Annotated in this window: 18 protein-coding genes; 9 read left to right on the top strand and 9 right to left on the bottom strand. The window is 72.9% G+C overall.

The features are described 5' to 3' along the window. Positions 1 to 47: 47 nt before the first annotated feature. The 5 genes from ACSRUE_RS15675 to ACSRUE_RS15655 all read right to left on the bottom strand — a co-directional run bounded on the left by ACSRUE_RS15675 (position 48) and on the right by ACSRUE_RS15655 (position 5,944). Positions 48 to 473 carry an STAS/SEC14 domain-containing protein gene (locus ACSRUE_RS15675; RefSeq protein ID WP_441291700.1) on the bottom strand — a complete coding sequence of 142 codons (426 nt, stop codon included), beginning with the start codon at positions 471 to 473 and terminating at the stop codon, positions 48 to 50. A gap of 84 nt (positions 474 to 557) precedes the next feature. Beyond that, the gene (locus tag ACSRUE_RS15670; protein WP_441291699.1) at positions 558 to 2,261 is read right to left on the bottom strand and encodes an MXAN_6640 family putative metalloprotease; all 1,704 of its coding nucleotides are present in this window, start codon (positions 2,259 to 2,261) and stop codon (positions 558 to 560) included. Beyond that, positions 2,258 to 3,046, bottom strand: coding sequence for an HmuY family protein (locus ACSRUE_RS15665; protein ID WP_441291698.1), 789 nt, complete (start codon positions 3,044 to 3,046; stop codon positions 2,258 to 2,260). Before ACSRUE_RS15665 ends, ACSRUE_RS15670 begins: the two co-directional genes overlap by 4 nt. A gap of 39 nt (positions 3,047 to 3,085) precedes the next feature. Continuing rightward, positions 3,086 to 4,717, bottom strand: coding sequence for a hypothetical protein (locus tag ACSRUE_RS15660; protein WP_441291697.1), 1,632 nt, complete (start codon positions 4,715 to 4,717; stop codon positions 3,086 to 3,088). Between the two features lie 465 nt (positions 4,718 to 5,182). Next, positions 5,183 to 5,944, bottom strand: coding sequence for a Uma2 family endonuclease (locus ACSRUE_RS15655; protein WP_437324431.1), 762 nt, complete (start codon positions 5,942 to 5,944; stop codon positions 5,183 to 5,185). A 120-nt stretch (positions 5,945 to 6,064) separates the two neighbouring features. Between ACSRUE_RS15655 and ACSRUE_RS15650 the strand changes: the two genes are divergently transcribed. The 3 genes from ACSRUE_RS15650 (at position 6,065) to ACSRUE_RS15640 (ending at position 10,456) form a co-directional block, all read left to right on the top strand. Further along, the gene (locus ACSRUE_RS15650) at positions 6,065 to 8,377 is read left to right on the top strand and encodes an ArnT family glycosyltransferase (RefSeq protein ID WP_441291696.1); all 2,313 of its coding nucleotides are present in this window, start codon (positions 6,065 to 6,067) and stop codon (positions 8,375 to 8,377) included. A gap of 59 nt (positions 8,378 to 8,436) precedes the next feature. After that, positions 8,437 to 9,039, top strand: coding sequence for a TonB family protein (locus ACSRUE_RS15645; protein WP_441291695.1), 603 nt, complete (start codon positions 8,437 to 8,439; stop codon positions 9,037 to 9,039). Between the two features lie 361 nt (positions 9,040 to 9,400). Continuing rightward, positions 9,401 to 10,456, top strand: coding sequence for a hypothetical protein (locus tag ACSRUE_RS15640; protein ID WP_441291694.1), 1,056 nt, complete (start codon positions 9,401 to 9,403; stop codon positions 10,454 to 10,456). A 24-nt stretch (positions 10,457 to 10,480) separates the two neighbouring features. Here the strand turns inward: ACSRUE_RS15640 and ACSRUE_RS15635 are convergent, their stop codons facing one another. Continuing rightward, positions 10,481 to 11,527: a glycosyltransferase family 4 protein gene (locus ACSRUE_RS15635; protein ID WP_441291693.1), complete on the bottom strand. Its 1,047-nt coding sequence runs from the start codon at positions 11,525 to 11,527 to the stop codon at positions 10,481 to 10,483. A 376-nt stretch (positions 11,528 to 11,903) separates the two neighbouring features. On the opposite strand from ACSRUE_RS15635, the gene ACSRUE_RS15630 reads away from it, so the two are divergent. Continuing rightward, complete coding sequence (locus ACSRUE_RS15630; protein WP_441291692.1) at positions 11,904 to 13,562, top strand: hypothetical protein; 1,659 nt, start codon at positions 11,904 to 11,906, stop codon at positions 13,560 to 13,562. Positions 13,563 to 13,621: 59 nt separating this feature from the next. On the opposite strand, the gene ACSRUE_RS15625 is transcribed toward ACSRUE_RS15630, so the two are convergent. Continuing rightward, complete coding sequence (locus ACSRUE_RS15625) at positions 13,622 to 15,430, bottom strand: glycosyltransferase family 39 protein (protein ID WP_441291691.1); 1,809 nt, start codon at positions 15,428 to 15,430, stop codon at positions 13,622 to 13,624. Between the two features lie 114 nt (positions 15,431 to 15,544). On the opposite strand from ACSRUE_RS15625, the gene ACSRUE_RS15620 reads away from it, so the two are divergent. From ACSRUE_RS15620 to glyA, 3 genes are read left to right on the top strand one after another with little or no spacing between them, the layout of a single operon-like run. Next, positions 15,545 to 15,757, top strand: a complete 213-nt coding sequence (locus ACSRUE_RS15620; RefSeq protein ID WP_441291690.1) for a hypothetical protein — start codon at positions 15,545 to 15,547, stop codon at positions 15,755 to 15,757. Between the two features lie 42 nt (positions 15,758 to 15,799). Continuing rightward, positions 15,800 to 17,134: a dihydrolipoamide acetyltransferase family protein gene (locus tag ACSRUE_RS15615; RefSeq protein ID WP_441291689.1), complete on the top strand. Its 1,335-nt coding sequence runs from the start codon at positions 15,800 to 15,802 to the stop codon at positions 17,132 to 17,134. Next, positions 17,131 to 18,402 carry a serine hydroxymethyltransferase gene (glyA, locus tag ACSRUE_RS15610; RefSeq protein WP_441291688.1) on the top strand — a complete coding sequence of 424 codons (1,272 nt, stop codon included), beginning with the start codon at positions 17,131 to 17,133 and terminating at the stop codon, positions 18,400 to 18,402. Before ACSRUE_RS15615 ends, glyA begins: the two co-directional genes overlap by 4 nt. 139 nt (positions 18,403 to 18,541) lie before the next feature. On the opposite strand, the gene ACSRUE_RS15605 is transcribed toward glyA, so the two are convergent. Further along, a complete protein-coding gene (locus ACSRUE_RS15605; protein WP_441291687.1) occupies positions 18,542 to 19,336 on the bottom strand; it encodes a hypothetical protein in 795 nt (264 codons plus the stop codon). Between the two features lie 344 nt (positions 19,337 to 19,680). Between ACSRUE_RS15605 and ACSRUE_RS15600 the strand changes: the two genes are divergently transcribed. Further along, positions 19,681 to 19,890, top strand: coding sequence for a hypothetical protein (locus tag ACSRUE_RS15600; protein WP_231864381.1), 210 nt, complete (start codon positions 19,681 to 19,683; stop codon positions 19,888 to 19,890). A 186-nt stretch (positions 19,891 to 20,076) separates the two neighbouring features. Continuing rightward, entirely contained in the window at positions 20,077 to 20,712 is a 636-nt protein-coding gene (locus ACSRUE_RS15595) for a hypothetical protein (protein ID WP_441291686.1), read from the top strand. Positions 20,713 to 20,944: 232 nt separating this feature from the next. Here the strand turns inward: ACSRUE_RS15595 and ACSRUE_RS15590 are convergent, their stop codons facing one another. Further along, positions 20,945 to 21,283 carry an HU family DNA-binding protein gene (locus tag ACSRUE_RS15590; RefSeq protein WP_012239209.1) on the bottom strand — a complete coding sequence of 113 codons (339 nt, stop codon included), beginning with the start codon at positions 21,281 to 21,283 and terminating at the stop codon, positions 20,945 to 20,947. Between the last annotated feature and the right edge of the window lie 77 nt (positions 21,284 to 21,360).

The following is a 21,360-nucleotide window of genomic DNA, read 5'->3' as shown; positions in this document are numbered from 1 at the left end:
GCCGCGCATGCGCCGGGTCGCCCGCGCGCCTCGGAGGGCGGCGGGCGTCATGCGCCCTGCCGCTGCGTGGCCCGGAGCGCGTCTCGCTGGGAGCGCAGCCACGCGCGCGCCTCGGCCTCCGTGTCGAAGAACGCCAGCGGATAGACCTCGCCCGTGAAGAATTGCACGCTCCTCGAGGCGAGCGTGATCACGACGCGCAGGGAGAAGCTCGCCCCGAAGACCGCGACCCCGCTGAAGCGCACGCCGCGCAGCTCTTCCGCCAGCGCGCTGCGCGCCGCCGCCGTCAGGGTCCCGACGCCACGGGCGTCGGCGAGCACCAGGACCTCGCGGCCGCTGTCCGCCACGCGCCTGAACACGGCGCAGAGAGAGCGCGCGATCTCGTCCGAGATATCGCCCTCGATGGCCAAACAAAGAATGCCCTCGGCGTCCTCGCGGAGGAGAGGGCATGCGTCGTCGGAACGGGGCTCGCTCATCTCCTGCAGGGTAGCGCATCGGGCTGACGGCGTGACGAGCGCTCGCGGGGTCGGCGGGGGAGCGCGCTCGCCGGGTGACGCGCCTCACCGAGCGCCGCTCGGCGCCGCGCCGCGCGCGTCGCCCGGCGCGTAGGCCCCCGCTCGGCGCCTGCGCCGGCGCGCGGCCAGCGCGAGCAGCGAGGCGCCCAGCGCGCAGCCGAAGGACGCGGCGGAGCTCGCGACCGCGGCGGCCGGCGCCACGACGCGGCAGCCGCACCCGCCGTCGTCGACGCCGCCCGCTGCGCCCTCGGCGGGCGCCTCGCCACCGGCGCCGCCGCCGCCGCCGGTGGCCTCCGCGGCGGCCCGGCACGCGGCGACCTCGTCCGGCGCGCCGATGCACAGCGTCGGCTTGCGCGATTCGCCATCTTGCAGGCCGTTCACCACGATCACGGCGAGGTCATCGGCGCCCGCCATGTCGACAAGCGCCGCGCCGGAGGCGACGTCGCCGGCGCGCACCACCTCGCCGTACACGCGGCCGCGCCGCGCCGCGAGCAGCAGCGCGAGGCCGGAGAGCTGCGCCGGATCGTCCGCGGGCGCCGCGAGCGCGGCCGTCATGGTCGCGCGCCCGGCGGGGGAGACGCTGAAGTACTGCGCCGACGCGTGGAAGACGCGCAGCCCGTCCGCGTAGGGCGCGGCGACCTCCTCCGGGGCGAGCCCGCGGTAGCCGGACCCGGCGGCGTAGGAGCGCTCGGGATCCGCGGCCGATCCGGTGAGCAGGTTCCAGGCGGCGAACTCCACGAACGCCTCGGCGAACGTCGTCTGCGCCCGCGACGAGAGCAAGGGGTCGAGCTGCTCGAACCACACCGGATCCGCCTCGCCGTTCGCGCCGTCCTCGAGGCGCTCCCAGAGCGCGCGGACCGTGCCGTCTCCGAAGCGCTCCTCGAGGAACTGGAAGAAGAGCGCGCTCCCGTAGCTGAAGGGGTCCACGGGGCCGGTGAAGGGCACGTCGAGCGACCGATCCGCGTTCGCGAGGTAGCCGTCGACGAAGCCCTCGAAGTCCTTCAGCGAGGGGTCGAACGACTCGGTCGCCCAGACCGCGGTCCCCTCCGTGATCAGGGTGTCCTGGCCGTGGTCGTAGCCCGCCTGCACCGCGTGGAAGAGCTCGTGGCTCCCGAGGATCCGGTTCGCCGTCAGCGTCGACGGATAGCCGTAGCCGCTGTAGTCGTTCTCCTGGGTCATGAAGCCGGCGCAGCGGTCCCCGGCGTCCTCGGCGCAGGCGTCGACCCGGAACGCGCCGTCGCCGACGCCGGCGAAGTCGACGAGGTAGACGTCGAAGCGGCCGTCGCCGCCGTTGTCGGGCAGGTCCTCGTCGCTCCTCGGCGGCCGGAAGCCGAGGACGTCTCGGTAGTGGGTGATGACCTCGTCGTAGACGGCGGCGACCTCCTCGACGAAGTCGGGGACGCCCGTCGCGTCGCCGTCCTCGGCGGGCACCGCGCAGCGCCCCTCGCGCGCGAAATGGACGAGGAAGCTCCCGGACGCCGACGCGAAGGTCTCGACGACGTCGTCCGGATCGAACCGGAACTGGAGGCTCGTGCCGCGCGCGTCGGGCCGATCGAGCGGCGCCGCGGCGGGCCCGTCGAGCGGCGCCGCGGCCGCGTCGTCCGCGCCGCAGCCGGCGAGCGCCGGCGCGAGGCAGACCGCGAGCGTCGGCGCGAGCACGGCCGCCGCGCGGCCCAGGCGGCGCCACGGGGCCGCGGCGCGGGCCGGGCCGCCGCGCCGCGCGGGCACCGCGCCGGCGGTCCGCGTCACGGCAGGAACGCCCACCGGATCTGGAAGTTGGCGGAGCCGGTGTCCTCCATCGGGACCATCCCGCTCTCCTGGCACTGCGCCTGCGTCTGCTCGTTGTAGAAGTGCGTGACGGTCAGCTTGAGGCTCCGGCCGTCGGCGAGCTGGAGCACGTAGACGAGGCCGGTCATCTTCACGCACCCGGGATAGGTCCAGTAGCCGGAGAGCGCCGTCGCCGGGGAGTCCAGCCCGGAGCCGTCGGGGATGAGCTCGCAGCTCTCGGTGAAATACTCGTCGCTGCGGAGCCTCGGCTCGCCGGGCGCCTCGATGATCCCATCGTAGTCCGGGGTGCCCGGGAGGCGCGCCGCCGTGACGCAGGACGGCCCGGAGTGGCCGCTGTTGATGCGCACGATGTAGCGGCGGAAGGCGATGTCCCAGTCCATGGACTGGAGCGCTGCTTCGTCGGAGATCTCGACCTTCTCGAGGCCGGCGTCCGTGAACCGGGCATAGACGTAGGCGTCGGGCTCGGAAGCGAAGGGGCCGCCCGCGGTGGCGTCGACGATGGAGCGGATGCCCGCGCCGTCCTGCTCGTTGACGATCTCCCCGGGCGCCACGGTGTCCTGGAGGTTCATCTGCTGGAAGACCTCGTCCTCGCAGGGCACCGGCGTGGGCTCCGGGCAGACGGGCCCGGCGGGGAGCCCGCCGCCCTCCGCGCCGCCAGGGCCGACGGGGTCCTCGGAGCCGCAGGCGCACACGGCGAGGAGGGCGATGCCGGCGGCGACGAGGGCAGACGCAGTCGAGGTGCGCATGGGCGACATCGTAACCCAAAGTCGGAGCCGGCGTGCCCACTAGGGCCCGCCGCTGCGCTGGTAGAGCCACCAGTCTCCGACGTGGTCGACGGCGACGATGCTCGGGTCCTTCGCGAAGAGGTGATCCGCCCCTGCCCGCCGGCGGACGAGGAACCAGTCGAAGAAGGCGCCGTGGCGGCGCACGTCGAATATCGAAGGCGTCCACTCCCACCGGAGCGGCGTGGACGGCGGGACGACGGCGCCCGGCTCCTCGCGGGGCCTGTAGGCGACGGGCGAGGCATCCCAGACGGCGAAGTGGAAGCTGAGCCAGCCGCCTCGCGTGGCCTGCACCCAGGCGGGGAGATGGATGAACGGCGTCGTCGTCCGGGTCGAGCCGCCGTGATCGAAGACGAGGTAGAGCAGCCTCGGCGCCTGCGGGACGCGGGCGATGATGGCGTCGAAGTCGCGCGTGCTCTGGTCGAATCGGCGGTAGTTGTCGCGGACCACGGCGCCGAGGAAGACCGGGGCGGCCGACAGCGCGAGCACGGCCGGCACCTTGAGCCAGGGTGATCGCGGCAGGTCCGGGAAGGCGCCGAGCGCCAGGAACAGCGCGGCGACGATCTCGCGCGGGTAGACGTACCACCAGAGGCCGATCTGCAGCGGCAGGCTCAGGAACAGGCCCAGGAACACGATCGCGCAGGCGATCGGGACGAGGGCGGCGAGGCGCGCGAAGGACCGCTGCTGCGCGTCCACCGCGGGCGAGGGCGCCGCGTCGGCGCCGGCGCCGGCGGGTGAGCGCGCAGCAGCGGCGCTGGCGCTGGCGCCTTCGGGTGAGCGCGCCGCATCGGCGCCGGCGCCGGCGAGCCGTGCGGCGGCGCCGGCGGCGCAAACGAGCAGCGCGGCGAGCACGAAGCGCGCTGCCCGGCCGGCCGCCGCCGCCTCGGCGGGGTCGGTGAAGCTCGTGAAGAGGAGCGACGGGACCTCGCGGAGCCGCTCCCAGTGGAGCGCGGGCGCGATGGGCGCCGCGTGCAGCGTGTCGGTCCGGACCACGAGCCACGCCGCGAAGAGGGCCAGCGAGGGCGCGAGCGGGAGCGCGATGGGGCGGAGCCGCCGCGTCGCCGGGAAGACGACGATCGCCGTGCCGACGACGGCGGCGAGCGCGAACGGGAAGCGGAAGATGTGCGTGAAGAACAGCGCGACGAGCGCGAGCGCGAGCGCGATCTGCCGGCCGCGCGAGGGGCGATCGAGGAGCAGGAGCGTCAGGCCGATGACCATCGCGAAGAGGCCGAGCGCGCCCATGTGATTGAGGAAGCCCCAGTGGGTGAGGTTGCACCAGACGAGGAGCAGGCCGAGGACGCCGAGGAGCGGGCTCCGCTTCAGGCCGTGGAAGAGGACGGCGAGGCCCGCGGGCAGGAGCGCGAGCATCGCCGCGGCCGCGACCTTCACCGCGGCCACGGGAGGGAGGACGAGCATCAGCAGGGCGCCGAGCGCGTACATGGACATGTACGGGACGGCGAGCGGCTGGAGCGTGAACTGCTCGCGGAAGTGCCACGCCGGGTCGAGGTAGTGCCTGAACGCCGCCGTCTCGGCCGCGTGGAATGGGAGGTCGGTCATCGGCGGGTAGCGGACGACCGCGAGCGGGACGGCGATCACGTAGACGGACGCGGCGACGACGACGAGAGCGAGCGCCACGCCGAGCGGCGCGCGGTCGACACGCGCCGCGGCGCGCAGTCGACACGCGCCGCGACGGAGCAGGCCGGAGAGCGCGCGACGCTCGGGAGCGGGCGCCGCCAGAGGCTCCGCCGGAGGGGACGGGGTACCCAAGGTGGCGGGAAGCTATCATCTCGGAACCGAGCCGAGGCCCTGGGAGGCCATCCTGGAGAGGTCGCGATGTACCGGTTCCCCCTCCCGAGGGGGGGTTCGGTCGATCTGGAACCGAAAATGGGGCCTCGGATGCCCGCCGGGAGAGGTCGCGATGTGCTGGCTTCCCCTCTCCGAGGGGGATCCATCGACTCGGAACCAGAAAAGAGGCCTCGGATGCCCGTGCACAGAGGTCGCGATATGCCGGCTCCGCCTCGTCAGTGGCGTGTGTTGTTCCGAAACCGAAGGAGAAGCCTCACAAGGCGCGGCGCCAGAGCTCAACGTCTGGCGCGAGGCTCACGGCGCCCCGGGTCCCTTGCCCCTCGCCCCGGCGGCGCTCGCGATCTGGGCCTCGAGCGCCGCCACGCGCTCCAGCGCGGCCTCCTTCGCCGCGCGCTCCGCCTCCTTCGCCGCGCGCTCCGCCTCCGCGGCGGTCGGGAAGAGCTCCTCGCCCTCGGGCCCCGTGGCCAGCCGGAGGCGCGCCTCCTCGCCCGCGCCGATCACCCGCAGCCAGCAGCCGAGCACGCGCGCGTGGATCCGGTCGACGTTCGTCGTCTCCACCCGGACGAAGCCGCGCGTCTTCAGCCTCCGGTAGCGCTGCCACCGCACCCGATCGCGGCCCCGCTCCCAGTCGGGATCGAAGATCACGAGCTCCTTCACCCCGAGTTCCCGGTAGCGCTCGGGCGCGTCCACGTAGTCCTTGTACGGCTCGTCGGACGAGACGACCTCGAGCGCGAAGCTCGGGGCGATGCCCGTCTCCCACACCTTCCAGCTCCGCACGCGCCGGCCCGGCGGCACGCCAGGGAGCACGTACACGTCCGGGGCCACGACCTTGGAAGGATCGAACTGCCGATAATAGATGAACTGGTCCGCCCCCACGAACCTCGGCCGACCGAGCGCCTCGTACCAGCGCTCGATGAGTGGACGGAGGAGCTCCACAATCCACGTCTGAAGGGAGTCCTCCCCCATCTTCTTCTCCACGGGATAGAACGTCGGATCACGCTCCTTGCCGTCACGGTGCGCCCGCCGATGAACCTGCCTGTGCGCCTCGGTCGACATGTCCCCATCCTACCCGACCGGGGCGCGCGCATCGACCCGCGCCGCTGCGGCGCGCGGCGCCCGCTCCTCGGCGCTCCGCCTGCCCGCGCGGCGCCGCCGACGAGATAGGCTGCGCCCACGTTGCTGCCCCCGCGCCTCGCCCCCCATCCGACCGACCTGCGCGGCCTCCCCGCCGCGTCCCGCCGCGAGGCCCGCGCGGCGCTCGCCGTCACCGCGCTCGCCACGGCGTGGTTCGCGCTCGCGGCAGCGTGGGAGATGTTCGGACCCGTCCTCGCCGGACATTACGCGTCGTCGGCGAGCGTCGGCATCATCGCGGAGAACATGCTCCGCTGGAAGATCCCCGGACCCGTGTGGGAGTACACAGCGAGCCGGCCGCCGCCCGGGATGTACTACTGCCACCACCCGTGGGGGATCTTCTGGACGACGGCCGCGTTCATGAAGGTCCTCGGGCGGCACGACGTGATCTGCCGCCTGCCCGCCGTCCTCCTGAGCGCCGCGACGCCGCCCCTGCTCTACGCCCTCGGCCGGAGCGTCTACCGCCCCGCCGCAGGGGCCGCCGCGGCGGCGTCGTTCGTCGTCCTGCCGATCACGCTGTCGTTCGCGAACTTCAACGCGCTCGAGGTCCCGGTCATGGCCTGGACGCTGCTCGGGCTCTTCGGCTACGTCCGCCTGTTACAGACATCCAGGCGCCGTTACCTCGCGGTGAGCGCGCTCGGGCTCGCGCTCGGGATGCACGCCGACTGGCCCGCGTTCGTGCTCACGGGCGGGCTGCTCGCGTTCGGCGCGATCCGGGCCTACCTGCTCCCGAGGCGCGTCTTCGGCCCGCTCCCCGAGCGGCGCTACGCCGCGTGGTGGGTGCTCACCGCCTCGATCGTCGCGCTGACGGCCGGGCTCTACCTGGCCCTCTTCCAGCATGCCGGCAAGCTCGGCGACCTGCTGGCGAGCTACGGGCTCCGCTCCTCGGGGAACGCCGAGCCGCTCGGCAAGGTGCTCGAGGGCCGGCGGTACTGGCTCGAGCTCTCGTTCACGCCGATCGCCATCGCCGCCGGAAAGCTCGCCGCGATCGTCTGCGCGGCGCGGCTCGTCCTGCTCCGGCGCGAGCACGACGCGCTGCCGCTGCTCTACCTCGCGACCGCGGCGGTGCAGTACGTCGTGTTCCGGCAAGGCGCCGACATCCACATCTTCTGGCCGCATTACTTCGCGGCTTACTTCGCCCTCGCCGCCGCCGCCCTCGTCGACACCGGCGCGGCGCTCCTGGAGCGCGCCGCCGCCGCGCGGCGAGCCGCCCGGGTCGCGACGCCGTCCGCCGGGGCGGCGCTCGACGCGCCGTCGGGCGGGCCGGCGCTCGCGGCGCTCGCGCTGTGGCTCGTGCCGCTCGCCGCCGTCCTGCGCGACGGGCTCCCGGCGCTGCGTTATGCGCGCGAGACAGGCGGGCGCTTCAACGAGCGGGGGCACCTCATCGACTCCGACGGGGAGAAGACGGCGTTCCTGCGGTGGCTCGCGCCGAGGCTGCCGGGGACGCCGACCGACGCGCCCGTCGCGATGCACGAGAGCATGAAGGCCACCTGGGCGCAGGTCTGGGCGCTCGGCGGGCGCGTCGTGACGCCCAGCCGACCCCCGCCGAAGGAAGCGCCGCCGCGCGGCGCCTACCTCGTGGACACGCGGTTCATGCTGGACCGGGATCAGGCGAGCCTCGCGCAGCGCTTCGACGTGACGGCGGTGGGCCCGTTCTGGGTGCTCGGCGCGGGCGCCGGGGCGCGCACGCTCTCGGCAAGCGGCGCGAACGGCATCGAGGCGTTCTCGTTCCGTGAGCGAGAGCCGGGGCTCCTCGCCTGGTACCTCGTCTCGGGCACCGAGCCCGAGCGCGAGATCGTGCCGGATCCGTTCCTCACGTGGGAGCTCCGCGTGCACTTCGGACAGCCGGCGGAGCCGCCGGCCGCGCCGCCGGAGACGCTGGAGCAGAAGCGGATCGCGCACAACATGGCGCTCGGCGCGGGCGACGGCGCGCGCGCGGCGGCGCTCTTCGCGGAGATCCGCGCCGCGCTCGCGCCGATCGGGGCGCGGTTCGACGACGGCACGGAGCTGCTCGGGACGACGTTCCACGAGGGCGCCCGCTCGCTCCTCACGATCTTCGTGCGCGCGGGGGGCCCGGCGGCGAGCGACGTGGTGCTCGCTGTGCGCTCCCGGGTCGTCGAGCGCGCCCCGCTGTCCACGACGATGGCGGACCCGGTCGTCCGCGAGGTCGGACCGCCGACGGCGATCTCGCCGCAGCGCTGGAGGACGGGCTTCCTCTATGCCGATCCGGTGCCGATCCGGAAGCGGCCAGGGACGGAGGTGTTCTGGGCGTCCATGACGGCGCGCGAGCGCGGCCGAGCGCCGAAGCTCGTGGATCGCGGCGGCGCGTCGGAGGTCGAGGTCCTGCGGCTGCGCTGAGCGAGCGCGCGCCGCTATCCCCGTGGACACGGCCCCGCGTTCGGGTTTTACCTTCGGGCATGAGCTCTCGCGGAACAGGGTTGGTTCTGATCCTCGCGCTCGCGGCGGGCTGCGGCGCCCCGCCGCCAGCCGCCCAGTCGCCGGCGCAGCCCGCGTCGGAGGGGCCGACCGGCGCGGCGTCCCCGGAGCCGACGACCTCGGCCCCCCCGGAGCCGAAGCCCGCGGCGCCCCCGCCGGACGCGCAGGCCCCCGCGGCGGCGACGCCGGTCGAGACGCCCCCGCCGCGGCCGGCCGCCTCGAGGCCGGACGGCAACGTGAGGCCCGGCGCGGCCACCGCGACCGGCACGCTGGGGGGCAACATCTCCGAATCGCAGGTCCGCGACGTCGTGGAGAAGCACGGCGAGCTGTTCGACGAGTGCTACAAGATCGGCGTCAAGAGCTCGCCGAAGTTCACGGGGAAGGTGACCGTCAAGGCGACGATCGGTCCGACCGGCAGGGTGAACAGGGCCGACGTGGTGAGGTCGACGGCGAAGAATCAGCAGGTCGATCGCTGCGTGGCCGATGCCTTCGAGAAGATGCAGTTCCCCTCGCCGCAAGGCGGGGTGACGACCGTCATCACCTTTCCCATCGAGTTCAGCGGCGTCGAGCTCGTGCAACCCTGAGGGGAGCCCTGGCCGCGCGAGGCCAGGTCCTTCCTGGTCGGGCGTGAGGTCCCGCCGAGCTGCCCGGCCCCCTGGGAGCGGGCCCACCGGAGACGCGCGGCCATGAATGAACTTGGGCGACGAGGTCCTGGGCGCGAGCTCTCTCGAAGACCGCGTCGGGCTTGAAATTTACAATGCCTCGTTGTGCGACGTCACACCACGAGGCCATGGCTCCCACGGTCGACCCCAATGTTCGTCATGCGAACCGCTATTTCGCGTTGCGCAAAGCCCCGCCCGGAAGACACCATGCAGCTTCGCTCGAATGCTTTCGGCGGCTCGCCAGGGTTCGCCGCCATCGACGCCTAACTTCGTGGAGAGAGCCATGAACTCGAGATCTCGCCTGTCGTCCTTCGGTCGGGTCCCTGCCGGACATCTGCTGCGGGTCGCGTGCATCGCTGCGGCGCTGCAAGCGGCCGCGTGCTCCAGCAATGACAGTGCCAGCAGCACCGGGGACAGCGGCGGCAGGACGGGCAGCGCGGGCAGCGTGGGCAGCGCGGGCAGCGCGGGCAGCGCGGGCAGCGGCGGAGACGACCTCGGGGGCGTGGCCTCGAGCAGCGGCGGAGACGACTTCGGCAGCCTGGCCACGGGCGCCGGCAGCGGCAACAGCAGCTCGGGGAGCGGCACGCCCAGCAACGAGGACACCTGCGATGGCCTGGACAACGACGGCAATGGCATCGTCGACGACGTCGACGTCGCCGGCGACGGCGTCTGCGACTGCCTCCGCATCGCCACGCTGGGCAAGCCGGGCCGGTGGGGCGACGGCGACGTCTTCGAGTCCTGGTTGAACGAGCGCAGCATCAACGGCGCCTTCGGCCTGAACGACGCCGAGCTCACCGCGGAGGAGCTCGCGAAGCACCAGGTCATCGTCATCCAGGACGTGAGCGACATCGGGCGCACGTACTCGGACGCCGAGGTCGAGGCGCTCCGCGACTGGATCTCGAAGGGCGGCGGCCTCATGACGTTGATCGGGTACGGCCAGACCCGGGAGCGCGAGAACGTCAACACGCTGCTCGCTCCGCTCGGCGTCGGCTACGACGCAGCGCAGATCCTCCCGAGGCGAGGCGGCGCCACGGTCCCCATCACGGAGTGGAGCGGAGGGCATCCGGTGCTCGACGGGATCGAGGCTGTCGGCGTGGACACCGGCTACCCGGTGGTCGGCGAGGGCACCACGCTGGCGACCGGCGATGGCAACGACGTGCTGAAGGCGCTGGAGGTAGGCGATGGACGGGTCCTGGTCTGGGGCGACGAGTGGATCACCTACAACAGCGAGTGGGTCGATCATCCCGAGTATCAGGTCGAGCGCTTCTGGCTGAACGCCATCAAATGGATGACGCCAGCCAACGAGTGCCAGGTGGCCATCCCACCCCAGGTCAACTGAGCCCCTCGACCTCCCGCGCAGCGATCACGCCGCCCGGGAGCCCTCGGCGCGCCGCGGGCCGGTCACGGTCCGGTAGAGCTCCTCGTATTTGCCCACCATCACGGCGCTGCTGAAGCGCTCGCGCGCGCGGCGCGCGCAGGCGGCGCGATCGAAGCGGGCCAGGCCCGCCGCGAGCGCGGCGAGGCGCGACAGGTCGCCCGGCGGCGCCAGGTAGCCGGTGACGCCCTCGTCGACGATCTCGGGGAAGGAGCCGCGGCGAAAGCCGAGCACCGGGGTGCCGCAGAGCATGGCCTCGATGGCGATCAGCCCGAACGGCTCCTCCCACTGGAGCGGGCAGAGGACGGCGCGGGCCCCGCGCAGGAGCGCGACCTTGCGGTCGTGGCCCATCTCCCCGAGGTCCGATATCCCGCTCTCCCGGAGGCGCGGGGCGACCTCCTGGAGATAATAGATCCGGTCCTTGGGGTGCGCGCGGCCCGCGAGCTTGATCGGCAGGCCCGCGGCCCTCGCGATGTCGAGCGCCAGGTGGGTCCCCTTCTCCTCGGCGTAACGGCCCAGGTGCGCGAGGTAGCCCTCGTCGCTCAGGCTCGGCGGATAACGCGCCGGCGTGACGCCGTGATGGATGACGCACGAGCGCGGGAGCGGGATCTCCAGGGCGCGCTGCCGCGCGCTGATCGCCACGTACGCGACCTCCGGGTGGCGCGCGTAGATGCGCGAGCTCTCGCCGCAGGGCGCGTGGTGCAGGGTGTGCACCGCCGGGACGTGGACGAAGCGGGTGAACGGGACGGCGATCGGGCTGTTCACGTGGATCACGTCGAACCCGTCCTCGCGGGCGATCTCCGAGAAGACCCAGGCGACGTGGTTGACCTCGTCTTCCGGCGCCGGAGGCCAGCTCGGGCTCCCGTAAAGGGACCGGCGGCGGCAGCTGACCACCGAATCCCCCGTCGCGAACAGCGTGACCTCGTGTCCACGCGCCGACAGCCCCTCGGCCAGCTCGTGACAGAAGAGCTCGGTCCCGCCGTACCCGGAGGGAGGCACCCGGATGAACGGGGTGGAAACGATCGCGATCCGCATGCTCTTTGCTCCTCGGTCGCCGCGCCGCGACCGGGGCGCCATGCTCGCCCCCGCTCGCAGCGGAGCGCAACCCCGCGCTCGAGACCCATCAACGAGCATGCCAGCGGGCTGCTCCCCACCTGCCCGCCCGAGGGAGCGCGCGAGGACAGCTGCTGCGCAGCAGGCGCAGCGCGGCGCCCGCCAGGCCAGCGCGATCCGGACCGGCGCGCGGCGGCGCGGCGCTTTCTTCAGGCGTCCCGTGCGTCTAGGATGCGCCTTCCCGCTCGCTCCCGCGCGCGGGGCAGCGCGGGGCAGCGCCGGAAGCGTCGAGCGCCCCTGCCAATCTGCACACAGGTGGTCAATGACTTCGAGATCGAATCGTTACGCTTCCGCGCTCGTGTTGAGCCTTTCGCTGGTGGCCACCGCGGGCTGCCAGATGGTCACGATGCCCGATCGCAGCCTCATCGATGAGGACACGGGAGGGAGCGGCGGACAGGGAGGAACGGGCGGAGGGGGCGGCGGTGGTGGCTCCGGCGGCAATGACGGCGGCGGCGGGAGCAGCGACGGCGGCGGCGGGAGCAGCGACGGCGGCGGTGGCTCCGGCGGTGGCGATGGTGGCTCCGGCGGTGGCGATGGTGGCTCCGGCGGTGGCGATGGTGGCTCCGGCGGTGGCAACGGCGGGAGCGATGGTGGCGCCGGCGGAGTCGATGGCAACGGCGGCAACGGAGGCGACGCTGGAGCCGGCGGGGGCGGCGGAGCGGGCGGCATCGACGGCTCCGGCGGCGGCGGCGGCGTCTCGTGCACCGGCGACACCGACTGCCCCGCGCCTGACAGCGAGTGCGCGGTCGCGAGGTGCGTCGACGGTGGATGCACGACCGAGCCCGTGGCCTCGGGGACGCCCGTGAAGGAGCAGATCGCCGGCGACTGTCGCGAGCGCGTCTGTGACGGTGACGGCGCGGTCACGGAGGTCGACGACGACGACGATCTGCGCGACGACCACAGCCAGTGCACGGTCGACTCCTGCCGCGATGGCTCGCCGATCAACGACCCGGTCGAGGCCGGCACCTGGTGCTCCCTGGCCGACGGCGGGCTGTGCAACCCCGCCGGGGTCTGCGTGCAGTGCCTCGTCGGCTCGGACTGCCCGACCGGGGTCTGCACCGACTACGTCTGCCAGGCCGCCACGTGCGAGGACGGGCTGCACAACGGCGACGAGGGCGGCATCGACTGCGGCGGCAGGTCCTGCCCTGCATGCGGAGCGCCGGCCAGCGTGACCTCCGTCGATTATCCGATCATCGCCGTCGGCGGCGCGCTCGTGCTCACCGGCTCCGGCTTCACCGGGGCGACGGGGGTGACCGTGGGCTTCGCGCCGCAGCCCTTCACGATCGACTCCGACACGCAGATCACGATCCCCGCGCTCTCGGACGCGACGCCGATCGGCCCGGCGGACATCGTCGTGAACCGGCCGGGGGCGCGGTGGACGTCGTTCCCGGTGACGGTGATCCAGCTCCAGATCACCGAGGTCGACGCCGACACGGCAGACAGCGGCGACCTGCTCGAGTTCATCGAGATCAGCACGGGCTGGCGGTACGTGAGCCTCGCCGGTTACACGCTCGTGCTCTACAACGGGGACACCGACGGCTCCTACCTCGCGATCGAGCTCGACGGCACGACGGACGGGGGCGGGCTCCTGCTCGTCGGCACCAGCGGCGTCGTACCGACGCCCGCCCTCGTCTTCCCGGCCAACACCCTGCGGAACGGCCCGGACGCGGTCGCCTTGTACCAGGGGCTGCCCGCGGCGTTCCCCACGTCCACGCCGGCCACGGCGGCGCGCCTCATCGACGCGCTGGTCTACGGACCGGCGGCCGAGCCGGACGCGCAGCTCTTGAACGCCCTGATCGCCGGCGCTCCGGGGCGCGTCCAGGTCAGCGAGGGCGCGACCTCCGCGCTGTCTCAGACGCAGTCGATCCAGCGCTGCGCCGACGGCCTCCGCGACGGCCGCCGCTTCGGGGCGGCGGCGCCCACCCCTCGCAGGCCCAACACCCTGCCCTGCCCCTGAAGGCGCGGCGCAGCTGGCAGCGCGCCGCGCCGCCGCCGCCCGGGGCTGGGCTCCGGAGCTCAGCGCTCGAGGTGGATCTCGAAATCCTCGATGCTCACGGCGAGCTCGTAGCGCTCCTCGATGAGCCCCGCGAGCTCAGGGAACCCGTTCAGCGTGTCGCGCGAGTCGATCACGTCGCCGGTCACCGAGGGGAAGACGTCGTGGCGCTCGACCACGATCGCGGCCGGTGGGCTCGCGGCGAGGTCGCGCATCAGCGCGTCGCGCGCCTCCTGCCGGGCCCACGCCGCGCGTTGCGGGACGTTGTAGAGGTAGCGCGTCGCCGGCGGTCGATCGGCGAGGTCGTAGATCACCGGCTCGAAGCCCCACACGAACACGGGGCGCCCCGGCGCGACGCGCTCGCGCAGCCACGCGGCGACCTCCCGGTTCGCCGCGGCGTTGACGTCGGCGACCGACGCGAGGCGGTCGAGGCGCGCCTGGTCCCTCGCGCCCGTGGCGAGCACCGCGATCCGCTTGGCGCAGCGCGCGATGTAGTCGTCGGCCACGTCCTTGGTCGCGGAGCGGGCGAAGGCGGTCGCGAGGAGCGCCGCGAGGAGCGCCGCCGCGGCCGCCTTCGCGCCGGAGCGGGTGCACCGCTGCCACGCCTTCCAGAGGCCGAGCGCGGCGAGCATCGCGGTGAGCGGCCACGTCGCGCCGTAATGGTAGGGGAAGAACTTCGCCTGCATCACGACGCCGACGAGGTGCATGGCGATCACGCCCGAGAGCAGCGCCACGCCCGCCCGCTCGTGGCGCTCGGGGTGGAGCGCGACCAGGCAAGCGAGGCCGAGCGCGAGCGGGCCGGAGTAGTGGACGAGCCACTCGCAGGCGCCGTACCACGCCATGCCGAGCACGCTCGCGCCGCGCCACCCGAGCGCGGTGTAGTGCGGCGTGAAGACGAAGAGGACCTCCCACAGATCGCCGAGCGCGCCCCTCAGGGCGAACCAGGCGGCGCAGGCGAGCACGGGGAGCACGCCGCCCAGCGCGATGAGCAAGGCGGGCCGGAGCGCCGCCCAGAGGAGCGCGGCCGCCGTCGATCGGAGCGGCCCGGACGCAGGCGGCGCAGAGCGCGCCGGCTCGCCCTGGAGCGCGGTCGGACCGGCGTCGCCGTCGCGCTGGACGGCGGCCCGCGCCGCGCCCCGCCGCGCGAGCTCGGCGAGGGCGGGCGCGGCCAGCGCGACGGCGAGCACGACGCCGCCTCCGGCGAGGGGCGGCTTGAGGAGGCCGGCGGCGCCGAAGAGCGCGCCCGACACGACCAGCGCGGCGCCGCGCGGCGCCGGGCGGGGCGCGCCGTCGCGGCCGCGCGGCGTGGCCACGAGCAGCGCGGCGATGGTGAGCATGCCGCCGAACGACTCGGGCTGCGCCGTGTGCCAGAAATCGAGCTGGGCGTGCACCAGCACGGCGAGCGCCGCGGCGACGACCCCGATCCGCCGGTCGCCGAAGAGGCGGGCGGCGAGCGACGCCATCGCGAGGCACATGCCGGCGAGGCCGAGGACCTCGAGGACGCGGATGCCCCACTGCGCGGGGCCGAAGAGGGCGCGGGCGAGCGCGTAGATGAGGAAGATGCCGGGCGGCTTGAAGTCGAACGCGTCGCGGTAAGGCATGCCGCCGTCGAGCACCGCGCGCGCGACCATGGCGTAGATGCCCTGATCGCGGCCGTAGCCGTAGGTCAGCACCTGCAGCAGCAGGAAGGCGATGACGCCGAGCGAGGCCGCCCGGATCGCCCGCGCCCCGACGACGCGCGGCGGCCCGGCGGCGAGGCGCTCGCGCGCGCTCTCGCTCGAGGGGGCCAGGGGGACGGGGGCTGCGGTCGCATCCGGCGCGGCGTCACGCACGGGGCCCTTGTACCGGCTGGGGCCCGCCAGCGTCTACGTGCGTCGACATTCGATCCCAGCCGCTCTGCGCCGGGGCGCCCAGGTGGAGGCGTGCCTCGGTGGAGGCGGCTCGCCGTGGTCGAGACCGACGCGACCGACGCGACCGACGCAGCCGACGCAGCCGACGCGACTGACGCAGCCGACGCGACTGACGCAACCGACGCGACCGACGCGACCGACGCGACCGACGCGACCCACAAAAAAGGATGCACACCGGACGAACACTGTGTCGTTGCTCTCGAAGGGCGGGCGGCGTATACGACCGTGCCGCCTTGCTCGGAGAGGTGAAACGGGCGCTCACGGCGGCGCGCGTTGGAGGCGCGAGAAGCGATGGTCGAAGTTCGCATGCCACAGCTCGGCGAGAGCGTGGTCGAGGGAACCGTCTCGAGGTGGCTCGTGCGCGAGGGCGACTTCGTCAAGCGCGAGCAGCCGCTGCTCGAGGTTGCGACCGACAAGGCAGACACGGAGATCCCGGCGCCCGTCGCGGGTCGTGTCTCGCGGATCGCGGTGGCCGAGGGCACCGTCGTCGCCAAGGAAGGTCTGCTCTGCCAGATCGACGAGACGGCGCAGGGCGAGGCCCAGGCGACGGCCCAGCGCGCGAGCGCGCCGCCGGCGCCGGCGCACCACCCGCTGAACGCGGCCGCCGCGCCGGCGCCCGGCAGCAACGGGCACGACGAGGGCGCCCGCCCCCTGACGAGCCCGTCGACGAAGAAGCTCGCGCGCGAGTCGGGCGTCGACCTGCGCGACGTGCACGGGACAGGCGATCACGGCCGGATCACCCGCGACGACGTGATGCGCGCGGCGCACGGCGCGCCGGCCGAGCCGGCGCCTCAGCCGAGCGCGGCGGCCCAGCCGGCGAGCGCGGCCGCGGAGCTCTCGCAGCTCATCCAGGCAAGCGGCGGGTTCGTGCCGCCGGTGCCCGGCGTCGGGTACGGCGCGTACAAGGTGCCGCCCTACTCCCCGAAGCCCGGCGACAAGGTGGTGCCCTTCAGCCGGCGCCGCCGCATCACCGCCGACCACATGGTCTATTCCAAGGTGACGTCGCCGCACGTGGTGACGGTCGCCGAGGTCGACCTGCACGAGACGTCGAAGCTGCGCGACCTCCACAAGGACGAGTTCAAGAAGGCGGGCGTGTCGCTGACGTTCCTGTCCTTCATCTGCGCCGCGGCCGTCCGCGCGCTGCGCGAGCACCCGGAGTTCAACGCTCGAGTGCTCGAGAACTCGTACGTGGTGCTGCGCGACGTCAACCTCGGCGTGGCGGTGGACACGCCCGGCGGCCTCATCGTCCCGAGCATCAAGCACGCGGACGAGCTGTCGCTGCGGGGCATCGCGAGGAGCATCGACGAGCTGGCCGGGCGCGCGAAGTCCGGCAAGATCACGGCCGACGATCTCGCGAACACGACCTTCACGGTCTCGAACCCCGGGCTCAAGGGGAACCTCTTCGGCGGCGCGATCATCTCGCAGCCGAACGTGGGCATCCTCCGGATGGGGGAGATCAAGAAGCGCGTCGTGGTGGTCACGAAGGACAAGGAGGACTCGATCGCGATCCATCCGGTCATGTTCCTCGCGCTGTCGTACGACCACCGCATCATCGACGGGGTGCTGGCGAACTCGTTCCTCTGGCGCGTCACCGACATCCTCACACGCGGGGAGTTCGAGGTATGAGCGCGACAAGCGAAGTGAAGGGCCTGCGGGCACTCAACGAGGTCGATCCGGAGATCGCCGAGCTGATCCGCCTGGAAGAGCGGCGGGAAGCGGACACGCTCCGGCTCATCGCGAGCGAGAACTACGTGTCTCGGGCGGTGCTCGAGGCGACGGGCTCGGTGCTGACGAACAAGTACTCCGAGGGGTACCCGCACAAGCGGTATTACGAGGGTCAGCAGCAGGTCGATGTGGTCGAGGAGCTCGCGCGGACGCGGGTGGCCAAGCTGTTCGGGGCCGACCACGTGAACGTGCAGCCCTACTCCGGGAGCCCGGCCAACCTGGCCGTCTACCTCGCGTTCGCGCAGGCGAACGACACGATCATGGGCCTCGGCCTGCCCGCGGGCGGGCACCTGACCCACGGCTGGTCGGTGAGCATCACCGGGAAGTACTTCAAGAGCGTGCCGTACGGGGTTCGCGAGAGCGATCACCGCATCGACCTAGATCAGGTCCGCGACCTGGCGCGCGCCCACCGGCCGAAGCTCATCTGGTGCGGAACGACGGCGTACCCGCGCACGCTCGACTTCGCCGCGTTCCGGGCGATCGCCGACGAGGTGGGGGCGATCCTCGCGGCGGACATCGCGCACATCGCGGGGCTCGTGGCCGCGGGGGTGCACCCGTCGCCGGTGGGCATCGCCGACGTGGTGACGTCGACGACGCACAAGACCTTCCGGGGCCCGCGCGGCGCGATGATCCTCTGCAAGAAGGAGCACGCGGGCGCGATCGACAAGGCGGTGTTCCCCGGCCTCCAGGGCGGTCCGCACAACCACACGACCGCGGCCATCGCGGTCGCGGCGAAGGAGGCCTCGGAGGAAGGGTTCCAGGCCTACGCGAAGCAGATCGTGGTGAACGCGCAGGCGCTCGGGCGCGCGCTGGAGTCGCGCGGCTTCCGGCTCATCACCGGCGGGACCGACAACCACCTCTTGCTGATCGACATGACGCCGAAGGGGATCGCGGGCAAGCCGTACGCGCAGGCGCTCGATCGCGCGGGCATCGTGGCGAACTACAACTCGATCCCGTTCGATCCGCGCAAGCCGTTCGACCCGTCGGGGCTCCGCATCGGTACGCCGGCGGTGACGTCGCGCGGGATGGGCGTCGCCGAGATGGAGCGCCTCGCGGCGTGGATGGATGAGGTGGCGCAGAACGTGAACGACGAGGCGCGCATCGCGCGCATCGCCGCCGAGGTCGCGGAGCTCTGCCGCGGCTTCCCGGCGCCCGGCATCCGGCTCTAGCCAGCGCTGCCGCGAGCCGCGGCGCTGCGACCGAGGACGCCACGGAGAGCGATCTCCTGGCGTCCTCGGCGCTTTTGTGGCCGATACCCGAGGACGCCGGGGAGAGCGATCTCCTGGCGTCCTCGGCGTCCTGGCGGCGTCACTTCACGTAAAGCTGCGCGGCGGCGACGCCCGAGCCGGAGGTGGCCTTCACGATGTACTTGGCGTTGATGCCGACGGGGAGCGACCAGCGATAGCAGTTGCCCCGACCGCCGAGCGCGGCGTTCGCGCCGCTCGAGTTGTCCTGCGCCAGCACCGACGAGCCCATCGGGATCGGGGTCAGCGCGACGAGGCTGATGTCGAGCTCGGTGATGCCCGCGCCGACGCCGACGATCGTGTAGCACTTGCCGGGCATCAGCTGGATCGGCTGCTCGAGGGTCTGTCCGGCGCTGAACTGCCCCGCGATCGGCCCTCCCTCCTTCGTCATGCCGGGCGCCTCGGTCGCAGCGAGGTTGTTCAGCGGGATCGTCGCGGCGGAGGCGAGGTTCGGATCGATCGCCGACGCGCTGCCGGAGCTGCTACCGCCGCTCGGGGCAGGCTGCTGCCCGCCGGTCTGCTGGCCCGGGAGCGGGAACGGCCAGGGAAAGCCGCCAGGCTGCGCCGTCGGGGCAGGCTGCGTCGTCGTCGGGGCAGGCTGCGTGGGGGCGGGCTGCGTCGGGGCAGGCTGCGTCGGGGCAGGCTGGTACCCCGGCTGCTGGTAGCCGGGCTGCTGGTAGCCGGGCTGCTGATACCCAGGCTGCTGGTAGCCGGGCTGCTGATACCCGGGCTGCTGGTAGTAGCCGGGCGGGGGCTGGTTCGCGTAGCTCGGCGGCGTGGACGCCTCCCGCTGTTGACAACCAGCAGCGAGGGCGGCGGTGAGGACCAGGGCGGACAGGACGCCAATCGTACGGAGCAAAAGAACCTCCTCGAATTTCCGGCAGAACGCCGCGTTCAATCTCACTGACGGGCTCGCGACGCAACGGGTCGCTCGCAGGGAGCTCCCCGGCGCGCCCCCCGAAGCCCGCTCAACCGAGCTCCAGGTCCGTCCGCCGGATGTCGACTTGGACGTGGCACGCCCTCGCTTTCATCGCGCCCATCCGACGGATTGATGCTGTTTCTGCCATGATTTCCCGGGTTATTGCGGCCAGGCGCGGCTGGCCCAGGTTAAAAAGTGAGGTAGCCTACGGCATGACCGACCACGGCTCCCGAGCGAAGCTCGATCGTCCCGGAGAGTTTGCTAGGTGGTTCCTGGAACGAGAAATGCTGGCGAGCGCTGGCATGGGGCTCGCGGCCGACAGGGCGCGGCTGCACCTCGGACGCGCGGTCACGTTCCTGGAGCAGGGGATGCTGCGCGAGTCGCTGGTGGAGGCGAACTCCGCCGCGTACCTCGATCAGGCGATCCGACCCGAGGCGCTGCTCATTGCGCGCATGTGCATCCTGCGCGAGTTCGTGGGCGAGTCCGGCGGCTGAGCGGCGCGACGGCGCGAGAGGTCGAACGCCCGCGCCGGCTTGCCTGCAGGCTTGCGCCGGCGGCGCAGCGGCGCAAGACGCTCGCGCATAGCCCCCGCCCCCTGGCGGGTGTATGAGCGCCGCGAGCACAGCTATCCCAACGAGGGGCCGCGGCGTGCGGCAAGGCTGTGCGCGAGGAGGCCGCAGATGACGGTGACGGGTAGGTCGTTGGGTTCAGCAGTGCTCCTGGCGCTGTCGGTGGCAGCGCTGGGCTGCGGCGGCAGCAGCAAGGAGCCGGAGTTCGCGGACGACGCCCCGGACGCGGGGACGACGCCGCCCCCGCAGCCGACAGCGTCCGTGCCGCCCCCGGACGCCGGCTTGCCCCCGGTCGCGGTGCCCACGGCGGCGCCCTGCGATGGAGTCCAGTCGCTCGCGATGACCACCATGTTCCAGGGCCGCGCCGCCGGCGAGGCGCCGAAGATGCAGCCGGAAGGGGCGCCCGTCTGCAGCGTGGTGCCCGAGGGACAGACGGCCTCTGGGCAGACCTTCATGCTCCAGCCGGGCAATTGCTACACGTTCCTGGCGCAGGCGCTCCCCACCGTCACCGAGGTGGACATCCAGCTGGAGCTCGACCTGAACGCCGGAGGACAGCCAGGGCTCGCAGCGTTCAACCTGAAACCGGTGCTCGCTGTCGACTCGGACACCGGCCCGACTGCCGCCATCGGAGCCAAGCAGAGCTGCTACCAATGGCCGTTCCCCATCGCGGCGACGGCCAAGCTGGTAGTCAAGGCGCGCACCGGCTCGGGACCGGTGGCGGCGCAGGCCTACAGCCGCAAGAAGTGAGCTGACCTCGCGGCGGGGGCGGCGGCATCGAGCCGCCCGGCCCCCGGCGGCGGCGCGTCGCCGGCGCGCCGCGCGGGCCGCCTTGCCCCACCCTGCCCTTGCCCCGTCCTGCCCCACCCTGCCCCGCGCTGGGCGCCCTTCCGCCGCCCCGGCGATGGCGCGCCGAGGCCATGGAGCAAGAACGGCCACGTCGCCGTGGCCGCCCTGCGCTCCGCTGGGAGATCCCGTAAGCCTACAGGAGCGCGTCCTTGATGGCCTTGATCGGCCGAGCGCGGACCGACTTGCTCGCCGGCTTCGCGGCGAAGGTCATCGGCTGCTTGGTAAACGGGTTGATCCCCTGGCGCGCCTTCGTCGCAGGGCGCTTGACCACCCGGAACTTCGCGAAGCCGGGCAGCGTGAACACGCCCGACTTCTTCAGCTCGCGATGACCGATCGTGATGAGGGACTCGAGAACGTTCTTGACCTGCTTGCGGCTCAGCTCATCACCGGCAGCTTCGGTGATGGCCTGGATCAGGCCGCTCTTGCTCAACGTCTTCTTCGCGCCGCCCCCGGCCGTCTTCTTACTTGCCATGGCACTCTCCTCGGACATGAGCTCGCGCGCGACACCTCGTCGCGCACAGCCTCAGTGAACCTTACACACGACACAGG

The organism is Sorangium sp. KYC3313 (assembly GCF_052075895.1).
GTDB lineage: Bacteria > Myxococcota_A > Polyangia > Polyangiales > Polyangiaceae > Sorangium > Sorangium cellulosum_B.
This window is presented reverse-complemented; position numbering and strand designations above follow the sequence as displayed.